We start from the raw sequence: 20,991 nt of genomic DNA on the forward strand, positions 1-20,991 counted from the left end.
GGGACGTTCTGGCGTCGATGGTATGCGGACAGTGTCCGGCGGCCCCGGGCGACTCCCCCGGGCCACGCTACGCAAGACGCCGGGGACGCGCAGGTGCCTGACTGTCAGTGGCGGGCCGTATCGTCGTGGGACATGGAGACCAGTACCGAGTCGGGACCGGGGACGAGCCCGGAGTCCGGCCCCGAGAGCGGCCCCGGCGAGGCCGTCACCGCCAGCGTCGCGGCCGTCACGGCTGTCGCGCCGGCCTCGCTCTCGCCGTCGCGCGCGAGCGATTTCATGCAGTGCCCGTTGCTGTACCGGTTCCGGGTGATCGACAAGCTGCCGGAGAAGCCGAGCGAGGCGGCGACGCGGGGCACGCTGGTCCATGCCGTACTGGAGAGATTGTTCGACGCGCCGGCCGGGGAGCGGACCGCGCCGCGGGCCAAGTCGCTGATTCCGGGCCAGTGGGACCGGCTGCGGGAGGCCAGGCCGGAGCTGGGCGAGCTGTTCGCCGACGATGCCGAGGGCGAGCGGATGACGCGCTGGCTCGGCGATGCGGAGCGGCTCGTCGAGCGGTGGTTCACGCTGGAGGACCCGACCCGCCTCGAGCCCGCCGAGCGGGAGTTGTTCGTCGAGGCCCAGCTGGAGTCGGGGCTCAAGCTGCGCGGGATCATCGACCGGGTCGATGTGGCGCCCACCGGCGAGGTGCGGATCGTCGACTACAAGACGGGCAAGGCGCCCCGGCCCGAGTACGCCGAGGGCGCGCTGTTCCAGATGAAGTTCTACGCGCTGGTGGTGTGGCGGCTGAAGAACGTCGTGCCGCGGCGGTTGCAGCTCGTGTATCTGGGGAGCGGGGACGTGCTGACGTACGACCCGGTGATCGCAGATCTGGAGCGGGTGGAGCGCAAGCTGCACGCGCTGTGGGACGCGATCCGGGAGGCCACCGAGACCGGGGAGTGGCGGACGCGGCCGACGAAGCTGTGCGGTTGGTGCGACCACCAGGCCGTCTGTCCGGAATTCGGCGGCACTCCCCCGCCGTATCCGCTTCCCGTGCGCTCCACGGGCGATCCGACGGGCGATCAGACCCACGGTCCGGCCGGCGGTCCGGCGGTCGTCCCCCGGGAGGCGCAGCCGCTTCAGGTCAGGGTGGCCGAGTCCGGCCAGGCCTAGCAGGGCAGAATGGGGCCGGACTATCGAAGGAGAGTTTCGTGGCCATCCGCGTCCTACTGGTCGATGACCAGCCGCTGCTGCGTACCGGTTTCCGCATGATTCTGGAGGCCGAGCAGGACATCGCGGTCGTCGGCGAGGCCGGGGACGGCCTCCAGGCGCTCGATCAGGTGCGGGCGTTGCAGCCCGATGTGGTGCTCATGGACATCCGGATGCCGCGGATGGACGGTGTCGAGGCGACCCGGCAGATCACCGGTCCCGACAAGGCCGGTCCGGCGAAGGTGCTGGTCCTGACGACGTTCGATCTCGACGAGTACGTCGTGGAGGCGCTGAAGGCGGGGGCCAGCGGCTTCCTCCTCAAGGATGCTCCGGCGAACGAGCTGGCGCAGGCGATCCGTGTGGTCGCCGGCGGTGAGGCGATGCTCGCGCCGAGCATCACGCGCCGGCTGCTCGACAAGTACGCGGACCATCTCCCGTCGGGCGACGAGCCGGTGCCGGACACGCTGCACACGCTGACCGAGCGCGAGGTCGAGGTGCTCAAGCTGGTGGCGCGGGGTCTGTCGAACGCGGAGATCGCGGCTGATCTGTTCGTCAGCGAGACGACCGTGAAGACCCATGTCGGCCATGTGCTCACGAAGTTGGGGCTGCGCGACCGGGTGCAGGCGGCCGTGTACGCGTACGAGAGCGGCCTGGTGCGGCCGGGCGCCCAGTAGCCCGCGGACACGGACTACGTGCGCGTGCGTAGGAGAAGACGGTGTGCATACGAAGGCGGCGGTCACCCGGAGGTGGCCGCCGCCTTCGTGTGTACGTGTGGGCCGGTCAGCCCTTGCTGATCTCCCAGAACCGGAAGACGGTCGACGCGTCGAGGCAGTTCTCCAGGCCGTACACGTTGTCGCGGGCGACGGCGTACTGCTTGGCCTGCCACACCGGCAGGATCGGCAGTTGCCGGGCGACGATGTCCTGGAGCCGCTCGTACTGTTCGGTGGTGGCGGCGCGGTCGCTCTGGGCGCCGGTCCGCGGGATGATCGTGCCGGTGATGGTGCTGTTGGTGTAGTTGTTCCCGAGGACGTTGCCGTCGCCGAAGAACGGCTGGGTGAAGTTGTCCGGGTCCGGATAGTCGGGCACCCAGCCCTTGACGTAGACGCCGTACTTGCCGGACTTGATGTCCCGTTCGTACTGGGCGAAGGGGACGGACTTGACGTCCGCGTCGAAGAGGCCGCTCGCGTTGAGCTGTTCGGCGATGGCCTTCAACTCGGCGTCGGTGGCCGGGCCGTAGCGCGTCGGCGTGGACCAGAGCGTCAGCTCGGTCTTGCCGGTGAGGCCGGCGGCGCGCAGCGTGGACCGGGCCTTGCCCGGGGAGGGGCGGGCGCCGTACGTGTCGAAGAACGCGGTGTTGTGGCCGCTGATGCCCGCCGGGATGATCGAGTACAGCGAGGTCGCGGTGTTGTCGTAGACCTTGTCGATGAGGGCGTCGCGGTCGATCAGATAGGCCATCGCCTTGCGGACGGCGAGATTGCCGGCGACGGGGTCCTTCATGTTGAAGACGAGGTGCTGGACCTCGGCGCTGGTGCCCTCGACGACGTCGAGCTTCTCGGCGTCCTCGCCGGTGGCGGCCTCGATGTCGGCGACGTCCTTGGCGGCGAGGCCGCGGTAGGCGAGGTCGACGCCCCCGTCGAGCAGGGACTTCTTCAGGCCCGCCTGGTCACCGTGGAAGAACTTCATGGTGACGCCGGAGTTCTTGACCTTGGCGGTGCCCCGGTACCGGCCGTTGACGGAGAAGGTCGCCTGCTTCTTGTCGAACGAGTCGAGCCGGTACGGGCCCGAGCCGACGGCCTTGCCGTCCTCGCGCAGGGCGTCGGCCGGGTACACGGTGTGGTCGACGATCGAGCCGGCGCCGGAGGCGATCTTGCTGGGGAAGGTCGCGTCGGCGTACTTGAGGTCGAACACGACGGTGTTGTCGTCCGGCGTCTCGACCTTGTCCAGCATCGGGAACATGATGGCGGGACCGGCGTCGTCGTTGATGTTCCGCATGCGGTCGAACGAGTACTTGACGTCCTTCGACGTCAGCGCGTTGCCGTTGCTGAACTGCAGCCCGGGGCGCAGGGTGCACGAGTAGGCCTTGGTGGCCGAGTCGCTGAAGTGGCACTCCTTGGCCGCCTCGGGCTGCGGTTCGGTGCCGCCCTTGGGGAAGCTGAGCAAGGACTGGAAGACGTTGTTGAACAGCAGCCAGGAGCCCGGGTCGTAGCCGGAGGCCGGGTCGGTGGCCTGGATGTCGTCGGACATGCCCATGACCAGCGAGTCGCCGGTGCCGCCGGAGCCGCCCGAGCCGCCCTGGTCCGCGCCGCAGCCGGACAGCAGTGCCGCGGCGAGGCTTACGCCGAGGGGCAGGATCAGCCGCTTCTCGCGATTTCTCACGGTCGTGCCTTGTCGTCGTTCGTGCGGTACGTGGCGGGGCCGGCCTCGTCCTCGGGGCCGGCCCCACGGAGAACTCAGTCGCTGATGCCGCGGCCCAGTTCCCACAGCTGGAGGACCGAGGAGGAGGACAGCGCCCGCTCCACGCCCGTGATGTCGTCGCGCGCGGCGACGTACTGCTTGCCCTGCCACAGCGGCAGGAGCGGCACGTCATCGGCGACGATGTTCTGGATCTGCTGCAGGCTCTTGGAGGCGGTGAGCCGGTCGGCCTCGCGGCGCTCGGCCGGGATCAGCTGGCCGCGGATGGTGCTGTTCGCGTACGGGGACGCGATGGTGTTGTCCTTGTCGAGGAACGGCGCGAGGAAGCTGTCCGCGTCCGGGAAGTCGGGGAACCAGCCCATGCCGTAGACGCCGTACTTGCCCTTGAGCTCATCGGCGCGGAAGGTGTCCCAGAGCTTGCCGTCGATGTCGACGTCGAACAGGCCGCTGGAGTTCAGCTGCTTCTGCAGGACCTCGAACTCCTTCTTGGTGGCCGAGCCGTAGTGGTCGGTCGTGTAGTGCAGGGTGAGCTTGACGGGCGTGGTGATGTTGGCCCGGCTCAGCATGCCCGCGGCCTTCGAGCGGTCCGGGTCGCCGTACTTGTTGAAGAACGAGTTCTGGTGGCCCGTGACGCCCGCGGGCACCAGCGTGTACAGCGGGTCGGCGGTGGTGCCGTACACCTCGGAGATGAGCTCGCCGCGGTCCACGAGCTGCGCCATGGCCTGGCGGACGGCCTTGTCCTTGGTAGCGCCCGAGGCGGTGTCGAAGCCGATGTAGCGGATCTCCATGCCCGGCGTCTCGACCAGGTTGATGTTCTTGGGCGGGTTGGTCGAGTACGTGCTGATCTGCTCCGGGGACATGGCGCGCGTCATCACGTCGACGTCGCCCTTCTCCAGCGCCTTGCCCATGACGTCGGCGTCGGCGAAGGAGACGAGGGACACCTCGTTGTTCTTCGGCTTCAACTGACCCTTGTAGTTGGGGTTCTTGGTGAAGACGGCCTTGACGAGGGTCTTGTCCTTGACCTCGGCCTTCATCGTGTACGGGCCGGATCCGTCGATCTCGAAGCCGTTGCGCAGCGCCTTCTTCGAGTAGTCGTCGGGGTTGACGATGCCTGCGACGGGCGTGGCCAGCTTGTACGGGAAGGTCGCGTCCGGGGTGTTCAGGTGGAAGATCACCTGGTTGTCGCCCTGCGTCTCGACCGTGTCGATCGTGGAGAGCAGGCCGTACACCATGCTGGCGCTCTTGATGGTGCGGACGCGGTCGATGGAGTACTTCACGTCGGCTGCCGTGATCGGGCTGCCGTCGGCGAACTTCAGGTCCTTGCGGAGCTTGCAGACGTACCGCTCGCTGCCGGTGTCGGTGAAGATGCAGCTCTCGGCGGCGTCGGGCACGGGGTCGCCGCTGCCGCTGCGGGGCATCGCCATCAGCGTCTGCACGGTCTGGCGCAGCACGTTCCACGAGCCGACGTCGTAGGCGTCGGCCGGGTCGAACGGGGCGGGGGTGGACTTCGACGCCACGAACCGGTCGGTGGTGCCCACGGCGATTCCGTCGCCGCCCTCGCTCCCACTGTCGGACCCGCCGCACGCGACGAGCACGGGGGCAAGCAGACCGATGACGGCCGGCAGCACCAAAGTCTTGCGGTTCATGCTCGAAGTTCTCCAGAGCTGTCGATCCCGTGGGCCTGGGGCAAGGGTGATGCGCGCGGGACACGGGTGGGTTACGTCGATGTTCTCGCGACGACATTAATGGGCCCGCCGTCGCGGCCCGCAGGCGCTGGAGTCCGGCGCCCATCACGGAGCGGAATCAGGCGTGGACGCACCGAAAACACCTCAGGAGGAAGGTTCGGCGCAGGGGGCGACCAATCGGGACACAAAGGCACGCCCAGAAGCCCTCGAAGCGCTTGCGCAGCACGGCCCGCCACGCCTGTCGACCCCCTACCGAGTGGGAAAGGTCACACATTCAACTGGCTTGGTGTGCGCGGTGATTCAGCCAACCGGCGGCCGTCAGAGCGTCATCAGGCCATGCAGGAATGGCACGTTGACATGTTCGAGGGAGGGCACGACGGTGCGCCGGTGGGCCGGTTCGATCGGGGCGACGGACGGGACGGCGACGACGTGACAGCCCGCGGCCTCGGCGGCGGCGACCCCGGTGGCGGTGTCCTCGATGACGGCGCAGCGCGCGGGTTCGGCGCTCAGCCCGGAGGCGGCGATCAGATACGGGTCGGGGTGGGGCTTGGTGCGGGAGACCTCGTCGCCGGCGACGGTGAGGCGGAAGTGCTGTGCGCCGAGCGAGTGCAGGACCCGGTCGATGATGCGGCGGTGGGAGGCGGAGACGAGCGCCGTGGGCACTTCGTGCGCGGCCAGTTCGGCGAGGAGTCTCGCGGCGCCCGGCATCAGCGGCAGCGACTGGGCGATGCGCCGCTCGAAGGCGTCGTTGAGCAGGACGGTCACCTCGGGGATGGTGATGTCGGCGCCGGTCGCCTCGATGAGGAAGCCCGCGCTGCGGGTCATGGGGCCGCCGACGACGACCTGCTGCCAGGCGGGGTCGAGCGTGTGGCCGAGATCGGCGAAGACGGCGCTCTCGGCGTCCCACCAGAATCCCTCCGTGTCGACGAGGGTTCCGTCCATGTCGAGGAGCACGGCCTGAAGTGTGGAGCCTTCGGCCGTTCGGGTACCGAGTGCGGGGACCGTACTGGTCATCCGAGTACACCTCCATGAGGGACGAGAAGGCCGGTCACCCTCCTGGAGCGGGAGGGCGACCGGCCTGTGCTGGACCGACCAGTGTACGACGGTGATGATTACCGCGCGTTGAAGTACTTCGCTTCCGGGTGGTGGATGACGATCGCGTCCGTGGACTGCTCGGGGTGGAGCTGGAACTCCTCGGAGAGGTGGACGCCGATCCGCTCGGGCTCGAGCAGGTCGGCGATCTTGGCGCGGTCCTCCAGGTTCGGGCAGGCGCCGTAGCCGAGGGAGAAGCGCGCGCCTCGGTACTTCAGGGCGAACATGTCCTCCATCGCGGCCGGGTCCTCGCCGGCGAAGCCCAGCTCGGAGCGGACGCGGGCGTGCCAGTACTCGGCGAGGGCCTCGGCCAGCTGGACGGAGAGGCCGTGCAGTTCGAGGTAGTCGCGGTAGGAGTCGGCGGCGAACAGTTCGGCGGTGGCCTCGCCGATCTTCGAGCCGACGGTGACGACCTGGAGTCCGACGACGTCGGTCTCGCCGGACTCCTCCGGGCGGAAGAAGTCGGCCAGGCACAGGCGCCGGCCGCGGCGCTGGCGCGGGAAGGTGAAGCGGGTCCGCTCGTTCCCGTCGTCGTCCAGGATGATCAGGTCGTCGCCCTTGGACACGCAGGGGAAGTAGCCGTAGACGACGGCCGCCTCGAGCATGTTCTTGGTGTGCAGTTCGTCGAGCCAGCCGCGCAGCCGCGGCCGTCCCTCGGTCTCCACCAGTTCGTCGTACGTGGGCCCGTTCCCGGTACGCGCCTGCTTCAGGCCCCACTGGCCCTTGAACAGGGCGCCCTCGTCGAGCCAGGACGCGTACTCCTTGAGCTGGATGCCCTTGATGACGCGGGTGCCGCGGAACGGCGGCTCGGGGAGCGGGTTGTCGATGGCGACGTCGGAGCGTGCGGGCCCCTCGTCGGGCTGCTCCTCGACGGTTACGTTGCTCGCCTTGACCCGGCGTTGTTTCAGTTCGGGCAGGGTGGCGCCGGGCACGCCCCGCTTGACCGCGATCAGGGCGTCCATCAGCCGCAGACCCTCGAACGCGTCGCGGGCGTAGCGGACTTCGCCCTCGTAGATCTCGTGCAGGTCCTGCTCGACGTAGGCGCGGGTCAGCGCGGCGCCGCCGAGGATCACCGGGAAGTCGGCGGCCATCTTGCGCTGGTTGAGCTCCTGAAGGTTCTCCTTCATGATCACCGTCGACTTGACCAGCAGCCCCGACATGCCGATCACGTCGGCCTTGTGCTCCTCGGCCGCCTCCAGGATCGCCGAGACCGGCTGCTTGATCCCGAGGTTGACCACGTTGTAGCCGTTGTTGGACAGGATGATGTCGACCAGGTTCTTGCCGATGTCATGCACGTCGCCGCGCACGGTGGCCAGCACGATGGTGCCCTTGCCCTCCGCGTCGGACTTCTCCATGTGCGGCTCCAGATAGGCGACCGCGTTCTTCATCACCTCGGCCGACTGGAGCACGAACGGCAACTGCATCTGCCCCGAACCGAACAGCTCACCGACGACCTTCATGCCCTCAAGAAGGGTGTTGTTGACGATGTCCAGAGCGGGCGTGGTCTGCAGGGCCTCTTCCAGGTCCTGGTCCAGGCCGTTCTTCTCGCCGTCGATGATGCGGGCCTTGAGCCGCTCCTCCAACGGCAGCGCGGCCAACTCCTCGGCCTTGCCCGCCTTCAGCGACTTCGCCGTCGCACCTTCGAACAGCGCCATCAGCTTCTGCAGCGGGTCGTAGCCCTCGGCCCGCCGGTCGTAGATCAGATCGAGGGCGGTCTGCACCTGCTCCTCGTCGAAGCGGGCGATGGGGAGGATCTTCGAGGCGTGCACGATCGCCGAATCCAGCCCCGCCTTCACACACTCGTCCAGGAAGACGGAGTTCAGCACGATCCGGGCGGCCGGGTTCAGCCCGAACGAGATGTTCGACAGGCCCAGCGTGGTCTGCACGTCCGGGCGGCGCCGCTTCAGCTCCCGGATCGCCTCGATGGTGGCGATGCCGTCGCCCCGGGACTCCTCCTGACCCGTACAGATCGTGAAGGTCAGGCAGTCGATGAGGATGTCCGACTCGTGGATGCCCCAGTTCGTCGTCAGGTCCTCGATCAGGCGCTCAGCGATGGCGACCTTGTGCTCGACCGTGCGGGCCTGGCCCTCCTCGTCGATGGTCAGCGCGATCAGCGCGGCGCCGTGCTCCTGGGCGAGCTGGGTGACCTTCGCGAAACGGGACTCCGGGCCGTCCCCGTCCTCGTAGTTCACCGAGTTCAGGACCGCGCGCCCGCCCAGCTTCTCCAACCCCGCCCGCAGCACCGGGACCTCGGTGGAGTCCAGGACGATGGGCAGGGTGGAGGCGGTGGCGAAGCGGCCGGCGAGCTCCTCCATGTCGGCGGCGCCGTCCCGGCCGACATAGTCCACGCACAGGTCGAGCATGTGCGCGCCCTCGCGGATCTGCTCGCGGGCCATCTCCACGCAGTCGTCCCAGCGGCCCTCCAGCATCGCCTCACGGAACTTCTTCGACCCGTTGGCGTTCGTCCGCTCGCCGATCGCCATATAGGCGGTGTCCTGGCGGAACGGGACCGTCTGGTAGAGGGAGGCGGCGCCCGGCTCGGGGCGCGGCTCGCGCACGGTGGGCCGGGTGCCGCGGACCCGCTCCACGACCTGGCGCAGATGCTCGGGCGTGGTACCGCAGCAGCCGCCCACCAGCGAAAGTCCGTACTCGCGCACGAACGTCTCCTGCGCGTCCGCGAGCTCCTCGGCGCTCAGCGGGTAGTGCGCGCCGTCCTTGGTCAGCACCGGCAGGCCCGCGTTCGGCATCGCCGAGATCGGGATCCGCGAATGCCGGGAGAGGTAGCGCAGGTGCTCGCTCATCTCCGCCGGGCCGGTCGCACAGTTCAGGCCGATCATGTCGATGCCCAGCGGCTCGAGCGCGGTCAGCGCCGCGCCGATCTCCGAGCCGAGCAGCATCGTGCCGGTCGTCTCCACCGTCACCGAGCAGATCACCGGCAGGTTCGCGCCGGTCGCCTCCAGGGCGCGGCGGGCCCCGATGATCGACGCCTTGGTCTGCAGGAGGTCCTGGGTCGTCTCCACCAGCAGGGCGTCCGCGCCGCCCGCGATCAGGCCCTCCGCATTGCGCTGATAGGCGTCGCGCAGGGTCGTGTAGGGGGCGTGGCCCAGGGTGGGCAGCTTGGTGCCCGGGCCGATCGAGCCCAGCACCCAGCGCTGCTGACCCGTCGACGCGGTGAACTCATCCGCGACCTCGCGGGCCACCCGGGCCCCGGACTCCGACAGCTCGAAGACCCGCTCCGGAATGTCGTACTCGCCCAGCGCCGCATGGTTCGCGCCGAACGTGTTCGTCTCCACACAGTCGACACCGACCGCGTAGTACGCCTCATGGACCGAACGCACGATGTCCGGACGCGTGATGTTCAGGATCTCGTTGCAGCCCTCGAGCTGCTGGAAGTCGTCGAGGGTGGGATCCTGCGCCTGCAACATGGTGCCCATCGCGCCGTCGGCCACCACGACACGGGTGGCGAGGGCTTCGCGGAGGGCGTCCACACGGGCGCGGGAATCGGCGGCGGGCGTTGGCAACGAGGCCATGAAAGTGCTCCCTGAGGTGCGACGGCTGTCGGCTTTGCGGCTCCACTGCTGGAGGCGCACCCGGCCAGGGTAGCCGGGACCAAGGTCCGTTCGCGGAAGCGTCCACGGCGTGGAACGCCGCACGGCCCAACCGCGCCACACTGTCCGGGAGCGGTTCCTGACGGGAAACGGGTCGAAATATAGGCTCACGCCGCATTAGCAGGAGGTCGGCAACGACCGATACTGTTCAGCATTGTCGAACGTTGCTTGGCGGCATTGGTCGCTCGAGAGGAACCGAGGGAGGAAGGGACTGCGATGGCACGCAACATCCAGTCGCTCGAACGGGCCGCGGCGATGCTGCGACTCCTCGCGGGCGGTGAGCGGCGGCTCGGCCTCTCGGACATCGCCTCCGCCGTCGGCCTCGCCAAGGGCACGGCCCACGGCATCCTGCGCACCCTGCAGGCGGAGGGCTTCGTGGAGCAGGACGCGGCGTCGGGGCGATACCAGCTGGGCGCGGAGCTGCTGCGCCTCGGCAACAGCTACCTGGACGTGCACGAGCTGCGGGCGCGCGCGCTGGTCTGGACGGACGATCTGGCCCGCTCCAGCGGGGAGGCCGTCTACCTGGGCGTGCTGCACCAGCAGGGCGTGCTGATCGTGCACCACGTGTTCCGGCCCGACGACAGCCGGCAGGTCCTGGAGGTCGGGGCGATGCAGCCGCTGCACTCCACGGCCCTGGGCAAGGTCCTGTCCGCGTACGACCCCGTGGCGCACAGCGAGGTCATGGAGAGCGAGCGCAGGGAGTTCACGGCGCGCACGGTCTCCACGCTGGAGGGTTTCGAGTCGGTGCTCGACCTGACCCGTGCGCGTGGGTACGCCGAGGACGTCGAGGAGACCTGGGAGGGCGTCGCCTCCGTCGCGGCGCCGATCCACGACCGGCACCGGATGCCGGTCGGCGCGGTCGGTATCACCGGGGCGGTGGAGCGGGTGTGCATGAGCGAGGACAAGGGCGCGCTGCGGCCCGAGCTGATCGCCGCCGTGCGGGACTGCGCCCGGGCCGTCTCCCGCGATCTGGGCGCCAGCCGGTTCTGATCCGCACTGCCCGCCGCCACCCGCATGCCCCGTCCTCGGACGGGGCTTTCGCGTGTGCGCGCGGTCTCAAGATGCAGAGTGCACCTTCCCGCGCGACCATCGATGCACGTCCATGACCGCAGAGTCACCGATAGGCACGTTCGATCAATAAAGATCGTGCTTTGAATAACAGAACCCTTGACGACCGAGTAACCCCGGAGCGAGACTCGCGTCCATCGGTCGGCATTGTCGAACACCTACCGGCAATAAGCGTTAGAGTGTGACAAGGCCAGGCCGAAACCGCCCTCACTGGGCGCGGACCACCGGAGAGGGACCCGGGGTTCGGTTTTCCCCTGGACGAAGGACAAAGGAGTCGCGGGTGTCCAGCTCCGACATCTTCATCGGCGAGACCATCGGTACCGCCGTGCTCATCCTGCTGGGCGGTGGCGTCTGCGCCGCCGTCACTTTCAAGCGCTCGAAGGCGTACGAGGCCGGCTGGGTCGCCATCGCCTTCGGTTGGGGCTTCGCGGTCCTGACCGGCGCCTACCTCGCGGGCGGCGTCTCCGGCGCCCACCTGAACCCCGCGGTGACCATCGGCCTCGCCATCGAGGGCGGCACCAAGTGGAGCGACGTACCGCTCTACCTGGGCTCGCAGCTCCTCGGCGCGATGATCGGCGCCGTGCTGGTCTGGGCGACGTACTACGGACAGTTCCACGCGCACCTGACCGACCCCGAGGTCCTCGCCGCGCAGCCGGACGAGGACGGCCTGGTCGACCAGAAGGCCGCGCCCAAGGCGGGCCCCGTGCTCGGTGTCTTCTCGACGGGCCCGGAGATCCGGCACTACGTGCAGAACCTGATCACGGAGATCATCGCGACGGTCGTGCTGGTCCTCGCCATCCTGACGCAGGGCCTGAACGACGGCGGCAACGGCCTGGGCACCCTCGGCGCCCTGATCACCGCGCTCGTCGTCGTCAGCATCGGTCTCTCGCTCGGTGGCCCCACGGGCTACGCGATCAACCCGGTCCGCGACCTCGGTCCGCGCATCGTGCACGCGCTGCTCCCGCTGCCCAACAAGGGCGGCTCCGACTGGTCGTACGCCTGGATCCCGGTGGCGGGTCCGCTGATCGGCGGCGCCATAGCCGGTGGCCTCTACAACCTGGCGTTCAAGTAGGCCGCCCCGGCACCGCGAGCACCCCGCCCGAGCATCGAGAACCTTTTCAGGAGCACCCCGTGACCGACGCACACACCGCAGGCCCCTTCATCGCGGCGATCGACCAGGGCACCACGTCCAGCCGCTGCATCGTGTTCGACAAGGACGGCCGTATCGTCTCCGTCGACCAGAAGGAGCACGAGCAGATCTTCCCGAAGCCGGGCTGGGTCGAGCACGACGCGAACGAGATCTGGGCCAACGTCCAGGAAGTCGTCGCCAGCGCCATCACCAAGGCCGGCATCACCCGCGACGACATCAAGGCCATCGGCATCACCAACCAGCGCGAGACCACGCTGCTCTGGGACAAGAACACCGGTGAGCCCGTCCACAACGCCATCGTCTGGCAGGACACCCGCACCGACGCCCTGTGCCGGGAGCTCGGGCGCAACGTCGGGCAGGACCGGTTCCGCCGCGAGACCGGGCTGCCGCTCGCCTCGTACTTCGCCGGGCCCAAGGCCCGCTGGCTGCTCGACAACGTCGAGGGCCTGCGCGAGCGCGCCGAGGCCGGCGACATCCTCTTCGGCACGATGGACAGCTGGGTCATCTGGAACCTGACCGGCGGGGTCGACGGCGGCAAGCACGTCACCGACGTCACCAACGCCTCGCGCACGATGCTGATGAACCTGCACGAGATGAAGTGGGACGAGCGCATCTGCTCCTCCATCGGCGTGCCCATGAACATGCTGCCCGAGATCCGTTCCTCCGCCGAGGTCTACGGCGAGGTCACCGGCGGCACGCTCGGCGACGTCCTGCGCGGTGTCCCCGTCGCCTCGGCGCTCGGCGACCAGCAGGCGGCCCTGTTCGGCCAGACCTGTTTCGCCGAGGGCGAGGCCAAGTCGACGTACGGCACCGGCACCTTCATGCTGATCAACACCGGTGACAAGGCCATCAACTCCTACTCCGGGCTGCTGACCACGGTCGGCTACCAGATCGGCGACGAGAAGCCGGTCTACGCCCTGGAAGGCTCCATCGCGGTCACCGGTTCACTGGTGCAGTGGATGCGCGACCAGATGGGCCTCATCAAGTCCGCCGCCGAGATCGAGACGCTCGCGTCGTCGGTCGAGGACAACGGCGGCGCGTACTTCGTGCCGGCCTTCTCCGGTCTGTTCGCCCCGTACTGGCGCCCCGACGCCCGCGGTGTGATCACCGGTCTGACCCGGTACGTCACCAAGGCGCACATCGCGCGCGCCGTCCTGGAGGCCACGGCCTGGCAGACCCGTGAGATCAGCGACGCCATGACGAAGGACTCCGGCGTCGAGCTCACGGCCCTCAAGGTCGACGGCGGCATGACCTCCAACAACCTGCTGATGCAGACCCTCTCGGACTTCCTGGACGCCCCTGTGGTGCGTCCGATGGTCGCCGAGACGACCTGCCTCGGTGCCGCCTACGCCGCCGGTCTCGCCGTCGGCTTCTGGTCCAGCACCGACGACCTGCGTGCCAACTGGCGCCGGGCCGCCGAGTGGACGCCCCGCATGGACGCGGACACCCGCGACCGTGAGTACAAGAGCTGGCTCAAGGCCGTACAGCGGTCCATGGGCTGGCTCGAAGACGAGGAGTAAGACCCCACCATGACTACCCAGTCCACCCTGCAGACCGTGCCTGCCCTCGGAACGCACCCGGCCGCCGGCTCCAACCCGAGCCGCGCCGAGACCCGCGAGCAGCTTTCCAAGGCGACGTACGACCTCCTGGTGATCGGCGGCGGCATTCTGGGCATCTCCACTGCCTGGCACGCGGCGCAGTCCGGTCTCAGGGTGGCCCTGGTCGACGCCGGCGACTTCGCCGGCGCCACCTCCTCCGCCTCCTCGAAGCTGCTCCACGGCGGTCTGCGCTACCTGCAGACCGGCGCGGTGAAGCTCGTCGCGGAGAACCACTTCGAGCGGCGTGCCGTGTCCCGGAACGTGGCGCCCCACCTCGCCAACCCGCTCACCTTCTACCTGCCCGTCTACAAGGGCGGCCCGCACGGCGCGGCCAAGCTGGGCGCGGGCGTCTTCGCGTACAGCGCCCTGTCGGCGTTCGGTGACGGCGTCGGCCACCTGCTCTCCCCCGGCAAGGCGCAGCAGGACGTGCCCGAGCTGCGGACCGAGAACCTGAAGGCCGTGGCCGTGTACGGCGACGACCAGATGAACGACGCGCGGATGGCGCTGATGACGGTCCGCGCGGCCGTCGACGCGGGCGCCGTCGTCCTCAACCACGCCGAGGTCACCGGCCTGCGCTTCAGCAAGGGCCGGGTCACGGGCGCGGAGCTGAAGGACCGCACGAGCGGTGACGAGTTCGGTGTGAACGCGCGGCTCGTGCTCAACGCGACGGGCCCGTGGGTCGACCACCTGCGCAAGATGGAGGACCCGGACGCGGCCCCGTCCATCCGCCTCTCCAAGGGCGCGCACCTGGTCCTGAAGCGGACCTCCCCGTGGAAGGCCGCGCTCGCCACCCCGATCGACAAGTACCGCATCACGTTCGCCCTCCCGTGGGAGGACATGCTGCTGCTCGGTACGACCGACGAGGAGTACGAGGGCGACCCGGCGGATGTGTCGGTCACCGAGAAGGACATCGACCAGATCCTGGACGAGGCCGCCTTCTCCGTACGCGACCAGCAGCTGAAGCGGGATCTCATCACGTACTCGTTCGCGGGTCTGCGGGTGCTGCCGGGCGGTCCCGGTGACACCTCGAAGGCCAAGCGCGAGACGGTCGTCACCGAGGGCCGGGCGGGCATGCTGTCCGTCGCGGGCGGCAAGTGGACGACGTTCCGCCACATCGGCCGTACGGTGATGAAGAAGCTGGAGTCGCTGCCGGGCCACCCGCTCGGCGACGACTTCGAGCCGATCAACGAGCTGCCGAAGCGGATGCCGCTGCCCGGTGTCGCCAACCCGCGGGCCGTCGCGCACCGCCTCCTGGTGGACAACCCGGCGCCCGGCCCGCGCATGGCCGCCGACACCGCGAAGCACCTGGCGACGCACTACGGTTCGCTGGCCTTCGACATCGCGCGTCTGGCCAACGAGAACCCGGAGCTCGGCGAGCGCGTGCACCCGGACGCGCCGGAGATCTGGGCGCAGGTCGCCTACGCGCGTGACCACGAGTGGGCCCAGACGCCGGACGACGTGCTGCGCCGCCGCACCACGCTGACGATCCGGGGCCTGGCCACGGACGAGGTGCGCGGCAAGGTGCAGGCGCTCCTCGAGAAGAAGAAGTAGACCTGCCGGTTCATGCGAAGAGGGGCGGCTCCCACGCGGGGAGCCGCCCCTCCTGCGTCCCCGGGCACTGCCATGCAGCGTACATACCTCCGCAATGTCCGGGAGCGAGAGTGGAGGTATGCCTCCGGTTCCGCTCTCCGTGCTCGATCTCGTGCCCCTGACCTCCGGCTCCGACGCGGCCACCGCTCCGCGGGAGACCGCGCGGTGCTGCTCGGGCACCGCACGCCGCTGTCGGTGGTGGAGGAGTTCGGGATCCTCGACGTCTTCTTCCCCGGGCGGATCGATCTCGGGCTCGGACGCTCCGGGCGGCCCCGCGGTGCCGCGCCGCCGGGGGCCGCCGGGGGCGCCGGGCCGGGCGAGGGCACCTTCACGGACGAGGGGCTCTACGTCCCGCCCCGGTTCACCGGATTCGGGCGGCTCCTGCAATCACCGCGCTTTCAGCGGCAGTTGGAGCTTCTTCAGCAGCCGGAGTCGTGGGCGAGGACGACGCGGCCGCGCGGGAGCTGGCCGCCGGGTACGCGCCGTGGGTGCGGTCCATCCGCAGCGGCGAGGGGGCGATCCCGTACCCGACACCCGAGGAGGCGCGGCGGCATCGATGGACGCAGGAGGACCGGGCGTTGGTGGCCGACCGGGTGGACACCCAGTTCGTGGGCTCCGCCGGGACGGTGGCAAAGCGACTGACGGCGCTGCAACGGGCCACCGGGGCGGACGAGTTGCTGGTGACGACGATCACGCACGAGCACGGCGACCGGGTGCGGTCGTACGAGCTGCCGGCCCGGGAGTGGCACCTGATATGACACGCGAGAAGGGGCACCATGAAGTTCCAGGTCCTGTCCATCATCGGTCACGCCCCGCACCCGCTGACGGGTGAACTCCCCTCCGCAGCGGCCCGGTTGACTCAGGTCGTCGATGTCGGCGCGGCGGCGGAGCAGCTCGGCTATGACGCGTACGCGGTCGGCGAGCGTCATGCGGGCGCGTTCCTGTCGTCGAGCCCGACCGTGGTGCTCGGCGCGCTGGCGGCGCGGACGACGCGGATCAGGCTCCTCACGGGGGTCACGGTCGTCGCGATCCTCGACCCGGTGCGGGTCGCGGAGGACTACGCGACGCTCGACCAGCTCTCGCACGGCCGCGTCGAGCTGGTCATCGGCAAGGGCGCGGAAGCGGGCCACTTCGATCTGTTCGGCCTCGACGAGGCGCGTCAGTGGGATCTCCAGAAGGAGAAGTACGAGCTGCTGCGCCGGCTGTGGACCGAGGAGGGGGTCGACTGGGAGGGCGAGTTCCGGCCCGCTCTGAAGGGGGTGACGACGGTGCCGCGCCCGTACGCGGGCCTCCCCCGCGTCTGGCACGGTTCGGCGACCTCCCTCAACTCGCCCGAGCTGGCGGCGCAACACGGCGATCCGCTGTTCACGGCGAACGCGGTCCAGCCGCGGGCGGCGTACGCGAAGCTCATCGAGCACTACCGGGAGCGGTTCGAGGCGTACGGGCACGACCCGGCGCGGGCGCACGTGGCGGCGGGCTCGGGCGGGCTGCTGATCGCGGACACGCACGAGCAGGCCGTCGCGCGGTACAAGGAGCTGTACGAGGCGAAGGTCGCCCAGACCTTCAAGCCGCACCTCGCGGGGAAGGCGGGCTACAACACGCCGTTCCGTACGATCGAGGACGCCATCGCGGACGGGCCGCAGCTCATCGGCTCGCCGCAGCAGATCATCGACAAGATCCTCGGGTACCACGAGGTGTACCGGCACGATCTGCAGTCCGTCACCGTCGACACCTTCGGGCAGGGGACGGACGAGCAGATCGAGACGTTGCAGCGGTTCGCCGAGGAGATCGCGCCGGTCGTACGCGAGGAGGCGCCGAGCACACTGTGGGAGTGAACCCGGGCTACTGTCCCGCTTCGTCCGAGTCGACGATGGAGCGCTCCAACTTGCCCAGCAGACGCGCGAGTTGGCGTCGCTCGGACGGAGAGAGCCCGGCGAGCATCCGGGCCTCGTTGTCCAGGTGCTCGGCGAAGACCTCGTCGACCTTGGCCAGGCCCGTACCGGTCAGCCGGGAGTAGACGACGCGCCGGTCGTCGGCGTCCCGCTCCCGCACGATCAGGCCGTCCTTCTCCAGGCGGTCCATGCGCAGGGTGACGCCCGCGGAGGAGACGAGTCCGGAGTCGGCGAGCTGTCCCGCGGTGAGCCGGTACGGCTTCCCGGAGCGGCGCAGCGCGGTCAGGACGTCGAACCCGGCGACGGACAGGCCGTGCCGCTCGATCGAGGCGTTGAGCTTGGTGTTGTACCGCAGGAACGAGCGGTGCAGGCGGGCCAGCACCTCCAGCGGGGCGGTGTCGAGCTCGGGCCGCTCGCGCGCCCAGTCCGCCACGATCTGTGTCACGGCGTCCTGCCGCGTCACCTTCCGCTCGGCCATTCCCGCCCCCTCGCACGCTCCCTGGGTGAGGCGCGGAATCGTACGCCCCTGAAAATCCTACCCCTGAAGTGATCACGGGCGGCCGGTGCAGCCCGGGGGACGACCAGGCGCCACCCCCGGGTCGACTACGCGTTGAGTTCCTCCAGCGTCCGTCCCTTCGTCTCCACGGCGAACAGCGCGATCACGGCGCCGGCCCCCGCCACGCACGCCAGTTGCACGAAGACGAGGCTGAGGCTGCCGCCGGAGCCGAGGATCGCGCCGACCGTGATGGGGCCGAGGATCACCCCGAGCCGGTTCCACAGGCCGCCGAACGCCGCGCCCCTGGCCCGGTTCGAGGTCGGGTACAGCTCGGGCGAGTAGAGGTAGAGGCCCGCGTTGATCGCGTAGACGAAGAAGGTCGTGCAGGAGGCGAAGACGGCGACCTGGAGCCCGGAGGTGACGCCGGCGAGGGCCAGCGTCCCGAGGGCCAGGGCCGCGCCGCCGAGCGCTGTGGCCAGGGCGGGGCGGCGGCCGATCCGGTCGATGACGAGCGCGACGGCGAACGTGCCGAGCAGCCCCGTGATGTTGCTCAGCAGGGTGTAGACGAGCGCCGTGGTCAGATCGAGGCCGAAGTTCTTGGTGTAGAGCGACGGCAGCCAGGTCGAGATGCCGTGGTTGACGTAGTAGGCGACGAACCACAGGGCCGACAGGACGGTGGTGCGGCGCAGATAGCGGCCGGTGAACAGATCGCGCAGGCGCCCCCGCCGCACCTCTTCCGGGGGCGTGTCGGAGGGCTTGGGCAGGGGTTCGCCGACCGACTTCTCGACCTCCGCCTCGATGCGGGCGATGACCCGCTCGGCCTCCTCGGTCCGGCCCTGCGAGAGCAGCCAGCGGGGCGATTCAGCCACGTGCCGGGGCAGCAGGACCGCGACCAGGACGGGCAGCGCGCCGATCAGGAACATCGCGCGCCAGCCGAGGTTCGGCACGACCCACACGGCGACGAGGCTGGCGGCCGCGAGCCCGGCCGGGAAGATCATCTCGTAGAGCAGGACGAAGCGGCCGCGCTTGTCGGAGCGGGCGATCTCGTTGATGTAGGTGGCCGCGACGGGGACGACGCCGCCGATGCCGAGGCCCTGCACGAACCGGAAGAGCGAGAACAGTTCGATGCCGTTCGCCGTGGCGACGGCCAGGCTGGCGAGGCCGGTCGTGGCCACGCCGAGGGCGACGGTGCGCACCCGGCCGATCCGGTCCCCGAGCCAGCCCGCGAGCAGCGCGCCGAAGAGCATGCCGACGGAGCCGGTGGTGACGGCGAAGGTGGCCTGGCCCGTCGTGAGGTGCCACTCCTTCATCAGGACGGGCAGGGCGGAGGCGGCCAGGAGCTGGTCGAAGGCCTCGAAGAAGGTCACGGCGCCGATCAGGAATCGGACCTTGACGTGCCAGCGGGAGTGCGGCAGCCGTTCGAGCCTGGCTGCGATCGAGCCGAGGCCCTGTTTACCGGCCACAGTCGTCATGGAGGGGTCCTTCCGCGAACACGCGAACAGAGGAGTTCCGCCGACAGTAGGAGGCAACACCTAAGTGGTCAATGGTTAGGCACTTAGGTATATGAACAACAACCGCAACCATGGTGGGTCTTGCGGAGAAACATTTAAGCGCTTAGCTTTCTAGCACTTGAGCGATTCCCGCTCCGGTCGCCGGCTCCGGGTTGCAGCCCTGCTCCCTGCCGTGCCCCGTCCGCTGTCGTGTCCCGTCCGCCTCCCGGAGGTTCGCCGTGCCCAAGACCCTCACCGAGATCCTCGTAGCGGGCAGGTGGCGTCGCGGTGGCGGCGAGCCCTTCGACACCGTCGACCCGGCCACCGGAGAGGTGCTCGCCACCGTGCACGCCGCGTCCGCCGAAGAGGTCGACGAGGCGGCGCTGGCGGCGGCGCGGGCCGCGGTCGACCCGGCCTGGCGCGACCTCCTCCCCCATCAGCGGGCCCGACTCCTCTACCGCATCGCGGAGTTGACCGAGGAGGCCGCCGACGAGCTGGCCGCCACGCAGACCGCGGACACCGGCAAAACCCTCACCGAGACGAGGGCGCTCGCGCTCAGCGCGGCCGGCACCTTCCGCTACACGGCGGCCGCGCTGGAGACCGCAGAGGAGGCTCTGACGCCCTCGCGCGGCGCGTACGTCACGATGAGCGTGCACGAGCCGATCGGTGTCGTCGGCGCGATCAACCCCTGGAACTCCCCGGTCGCCAGCGACGCGCAGAAGATCGCTCCCGCGCTGGCGGCGGGCAACGCGGTGCTGCTCAAACCCGCCGCCTGGACACCCCTCGTCTCCCTCGCGCTCGGCCGCCTCATCACACGAGCCCTCACCGAACTCGGCCTGCCCACCGCCCTGCTGTCCGTCCTGCCGGGCAGCGGCCGGGTGGTCGGGGACGCGGTCGTCCGGCATCCACTGGTCGGCAGGATCGGATTCACCGGCGGCACGAAGACCGGCCGGTCCATCGCGGCGATCGCGGCGCAGAAGCTCATTCCGGCCTCCCTCGAGCTGGGCGGGAAGTCACCCACGATCGTGCGGGCCGACGCCGACCTCGAACAGGCCCTGGCAGGCGTCATGTTCGGCATCTTCTCCTCCAGCGGGCAGTCCTGCATCGCCGGCTCGCGGCTCTTCGTGGCCCGTGAGATCCACGACGAATTCGTGCGCGAACTTGTCACGCGCGTAGGGAAGTTGCGCGTCGGCCCCGGTACCGCGCCCGACACCCAGGTGGGTCCGCTGGTCCACGCCGAGCACCGCGACTCGGTCGCCGCCTACGTGGACCTGGCCCGCTCCGAAGGCGCCGAGGTGCTGTGCGGCGGCGCGGCGCCCGAAGGCACCGGGTACGGGCAGGGCGCGTACTACCTGCCCACCGTCCTCACCGGCCTGCCGAACTCCTCGCGCACCTGCCAGGAGGAGATCTTCGGCCCGGTCCTGGTCACGCTGCCCTACGACGACGAGGACGACCTGGTACGCCAGGCCAACGACTCCGTGTACGGCCTTGCCTGCGGGATCTGGACCCGGGACCACCGCGCGGCCTGGCGCCTGGCCCGCCGGATCGACGCGGGCACCGTGTGGATCAACACGTACAAGCAGTTCAGCGCGTCCACCCCGTTCAGCGGGAGGAAGGACAGCGGGCTCGGCACGGAGAAGGGACGTGACGCCATCCGCGCCTACCAACGCCAGAAGTCCCTGTACTGGGGCATCTCCGACACCCCGCTCCCCTGGGCCAACTGAC

General features: G+C 69.6%; 14 protein-coding genes and 1 pseudogene. 9 read left to right on the forward strand and 6 right to left on the reverse strand.

Annotated elements, in window-relative coordinates:
- The first annotated feature begins 132 nt into the window (after positions 1 to 132).
- The gene (locus tag ABD366_RS15535) at positions 133 to 1,149 is read left to right on the forward strand and encodes a RecB family exonuclease (RefSeq protein WP_324771663.1); all 1,017 of its coding nucleotides are present in this window, start codon (positions 133 to 135) and stop codon (positions 1,147 to 1,149) included.
- 38 nt (positions 1,150 to 1,187) lie between these two features.
- A complete protein-coding gene (locus ABD366_RS15540) occupies positions 1,188 to 1,859 on the forward strand; it encodes a response regulator transcription factor (RefSeq protein ID WP_324771662.1) in 672 nt (223 codons plus the stop codon).
- A gap of 106 nt (positions 1,860 to 1,965) precedes the next feature.
- Here the strand turns inward: ABD366_RS15540 and ABD366_RS15545 are convergent, their stop codons facing one another.
- From ABD366_RS15545 to metH, 4 genes are all read right to left on the reverse strand, one after another.
- Entirely contained in the window at positions 1,966 to 3,561 is a 1,596-nt protein-coding gene (locus ABD366_RS15545) for an ABC transporter substrate-binding protein (protein WP_324771661.1), read from the reverse strand.
- A gap of 74 nt (positions 3,562 to 3,635) precedes the next feature.
- Positions 3,636 to 5,243, reverse strand: coding sequence for an ABC transporter substrate-binding protein (locus ABD366_RS15550; protein WP_324771660.1), 1,608 nt, complete (start codon positions 5,241 to 5,243; stop codon positions 3,636 to 3,638).
- A 357-nt stretch (positions 5,244 to 5,600) separates the two neighbouring features.
- Positions 5,601 to 6,296 carry an HAD family hydrolase gene (locus ABD366_RS15555; protein WP_324771659.1) on the reverse strand — a complete coding sequence of 232 codons (696 nt, stop codon included), beginning with the start codon at positions 6,294 to 6,296 and terminating at the stop codon, positions 5,601 to 5,603.
- 98 nt (positions 6,297 to 6,394) lie between these two features.
- Positions 6,395 to 9,904, reverse strand: coding sequence for a methionine synthase (metH, locus tag ABD366_RS15560; RefSeq protein WP_344441892.1), 3,510 nt, complete (start codon positions 9,902 to 9,904; stop codon positions 6,395 to 6,397).
- Between the two features lie 294 nt (positions 9,905 to 10,198).
- On the opposite strand from metH, the gene ABD366_RS15565 reads away from it, so the two are divergent.
- The 6 genes and pseudogenes from ABD366_RS15565 (at position 10,199) to ABD366_RS15590 (ending at position 17,223) form a co-directional block, all read left to right on the forward strand.
- A complete protein-coding gene (locus ABD366_RS15565; protein ID WP_324776712.1) occupies positions 10,199 to 10,972 on the forward strand; it encodes an IclR family transcriptional regulator in 774 nt (257 codons plus the stop codon).
- A 358-nt stretch (positions 10,973 to 11,330) separates the two neighbouring features.
- Positions 11,331 to 12,122, forward strand: a complete 792-nt coding sequence (locus ABD366_RS15570; RefSeq protein WP_324776714.1) for an MIP/aquaporin family protein — start codon at positions 11,331 to 11,333, stop codon at positions 12,120 to 12,122.
- Positions 12,123 to 12,181: 59 nt separating this feature from the next.
- A complete protein-coding gene (gene glpK / locus ABD366_RS15575) occupies positions 12,182 to 13,720 on the forward strand; it encodes a glycerol kinase GlpK (protein ID WP_324776716.1) in 1,539 nt (512 codons plus the stop codon).
- Positions 13,721 to 13,729: 9 nt separating this feature from the next.
- Complete coding sequence (locus ABD366_RS15580; RefSeq protein ID WP_324776718.1) at positions 13,730 to 15,349, forward strand: glycerol-3-phosphate dehydrogenase/oxidase; 1,620 nt, start codon at positions 13,730 to 13,732, stop codon at positions 15,347 to 15,349.
- Positions 15,350 to 15,541: 192 nt separating this feature from the next.
- Positions 15,542 to 16,146 (forward strand): annotated as a pseudogene (locus ABD366_RS15585) (LLM class oxidoreductase); the annotation flags it as partial.
- 18 nt (positions 16,147 to 16,164) lie between these two features.
- Positions 16,165 to 17,223 carry an LLM class flavin-dependent oxidoreductase gene (locus ABD366_RS15590; protein WP_324776720.1) on the forward strand — a complete coding sequence of 353 codons (1,059 nt, stop codon included), beginning with the start codon at positions 16,165 to 16,167 and terminating at the stop codon, positions 17,221 to 17,223.
- 7 nt (positions 17,224 to 17,230) lie between these two features.
- Here ABD366_RS15590 and ABD366_RS15595 read toward each other — a convergent pair whose 3' ends face one another.
- Both ABD366_RS15595 and ABD366_RS15600 read right to left on the reverse strand, forming a co-directional pair.
- Positions 17,231 to 17,758 (reverse strand): MarR family winged helix-turn-helix transcriptional regulator, encoded by a 528-nt coding sequence (locus ABD366_RS15595; protein WP_324776722.1) that lies wholly within the window; start codon positions 17,756 to 17,758, stop codon positions 17,231 to 17,233.
- A gap of 125 nt (positions 17,759 to 17,883) precedes the next feature.
- Positions 17,884 to 19,248, reverse strand: a complete 1,365-nt coding sequence (locus tag ABD366_RS15600; protein WP_324776724.1) for an MFS transporter — start codon at positions 19,246 to 19,248, stop codon at positions 17,884 to 17,886.
- Positions 19,249 to 19,505: 257 nt separating this feature from the next.
- Here ABD366_RS15600 and ABD366_RS15605 point away from each other — a divergent pair, with 257 nt between their 5' ends.
- Positions 19,506 to 20,990, forward strand: coding sequence for an aldehyde dehydrogenase (locus ABD366_RS15605; protein WP_324776726.1), 1,485 nt, complete (start codon positions 19,506 to 19,508; stop codon positions 20,988 to 20,990).
- Position 20,991: the final 1 nt, after the last annotated feature.

Origin of the sequence: Streptomyces kunmingensis, from assembly GCF_039533535.1 — a bacterium.
GTDB lineage: Bacteria > Actinomycetota > Actinomycetes > Streptomycetales > Streptomycetaceae > Streptomyces > Streptomyces kunmingensis.

Bases quoted from the DNA above. Each gene is read 5' to 3' on its own strand.
- ABD366_RS15555 (WP_324771659.1), bottom strand. From the start codon at position 6,296: ATGACCAGTACGGTCCCCGCACTCGGTACCCGAACGGCCGAAGGCTCC.
- ABD366_RS15590 (WP_324776720.1), top strand. From the start codon at position 16,165: ATGAAGTTCCAGGTCCTGTCCATCATCGGTCACGCCCCGCACCCGCTG.
- metH (WP_344441892.1), bottom strand. From the start codon at position 9,904: ATGGCCTCGTTGCCAACGCCCGCCGCCGATTCCCGCGCCCGTGTGGAC.
- ABD366_RS15565 (WP_324776712.1), top strand. From the start codon at position 10,199: ATGGCACGCAACATCCAGTCGCTCGAACGGGCCGCGGCGATGCTGCGA.
- ABD366_RS15595 (WP_324776722.1), bottom strand. From the start codon at position 17,758: ATGGCCGAGCGGAAGGTGACGCGGCAGGACGCCGTGACACAGATCGTG.
- ABD366_RS15600 (WP_324776724.1), bottom strand. From the start codon at position 19,248: ATGACGACTGTGGCCGGTAAACAGGGCCTCGGCTCGATCGCAGCCAGG.
- ABD366_RS15550 (WP_324771660.1), bottom strand. From the start codon at position 5,243: ATGAACCGCAAGACTTTGGTGCTGCCGGCCGTCATCGGTCTGCTTGCC.
- ABD366_RS15535 (WP_324771663.1), top strand. From the start codon at position 133: ATGGAGACCAGTACCGAGTCGGGACCGGGGACGAGCCCGGAGTCCGGC.
- ABD366_RS15580 (WP_324776718.1), top strand. From the start codon at position 13,730: ATGACTACCCAGTCCACCCTGCAGACCGTGCCTGCCCTCGGAACGCAC.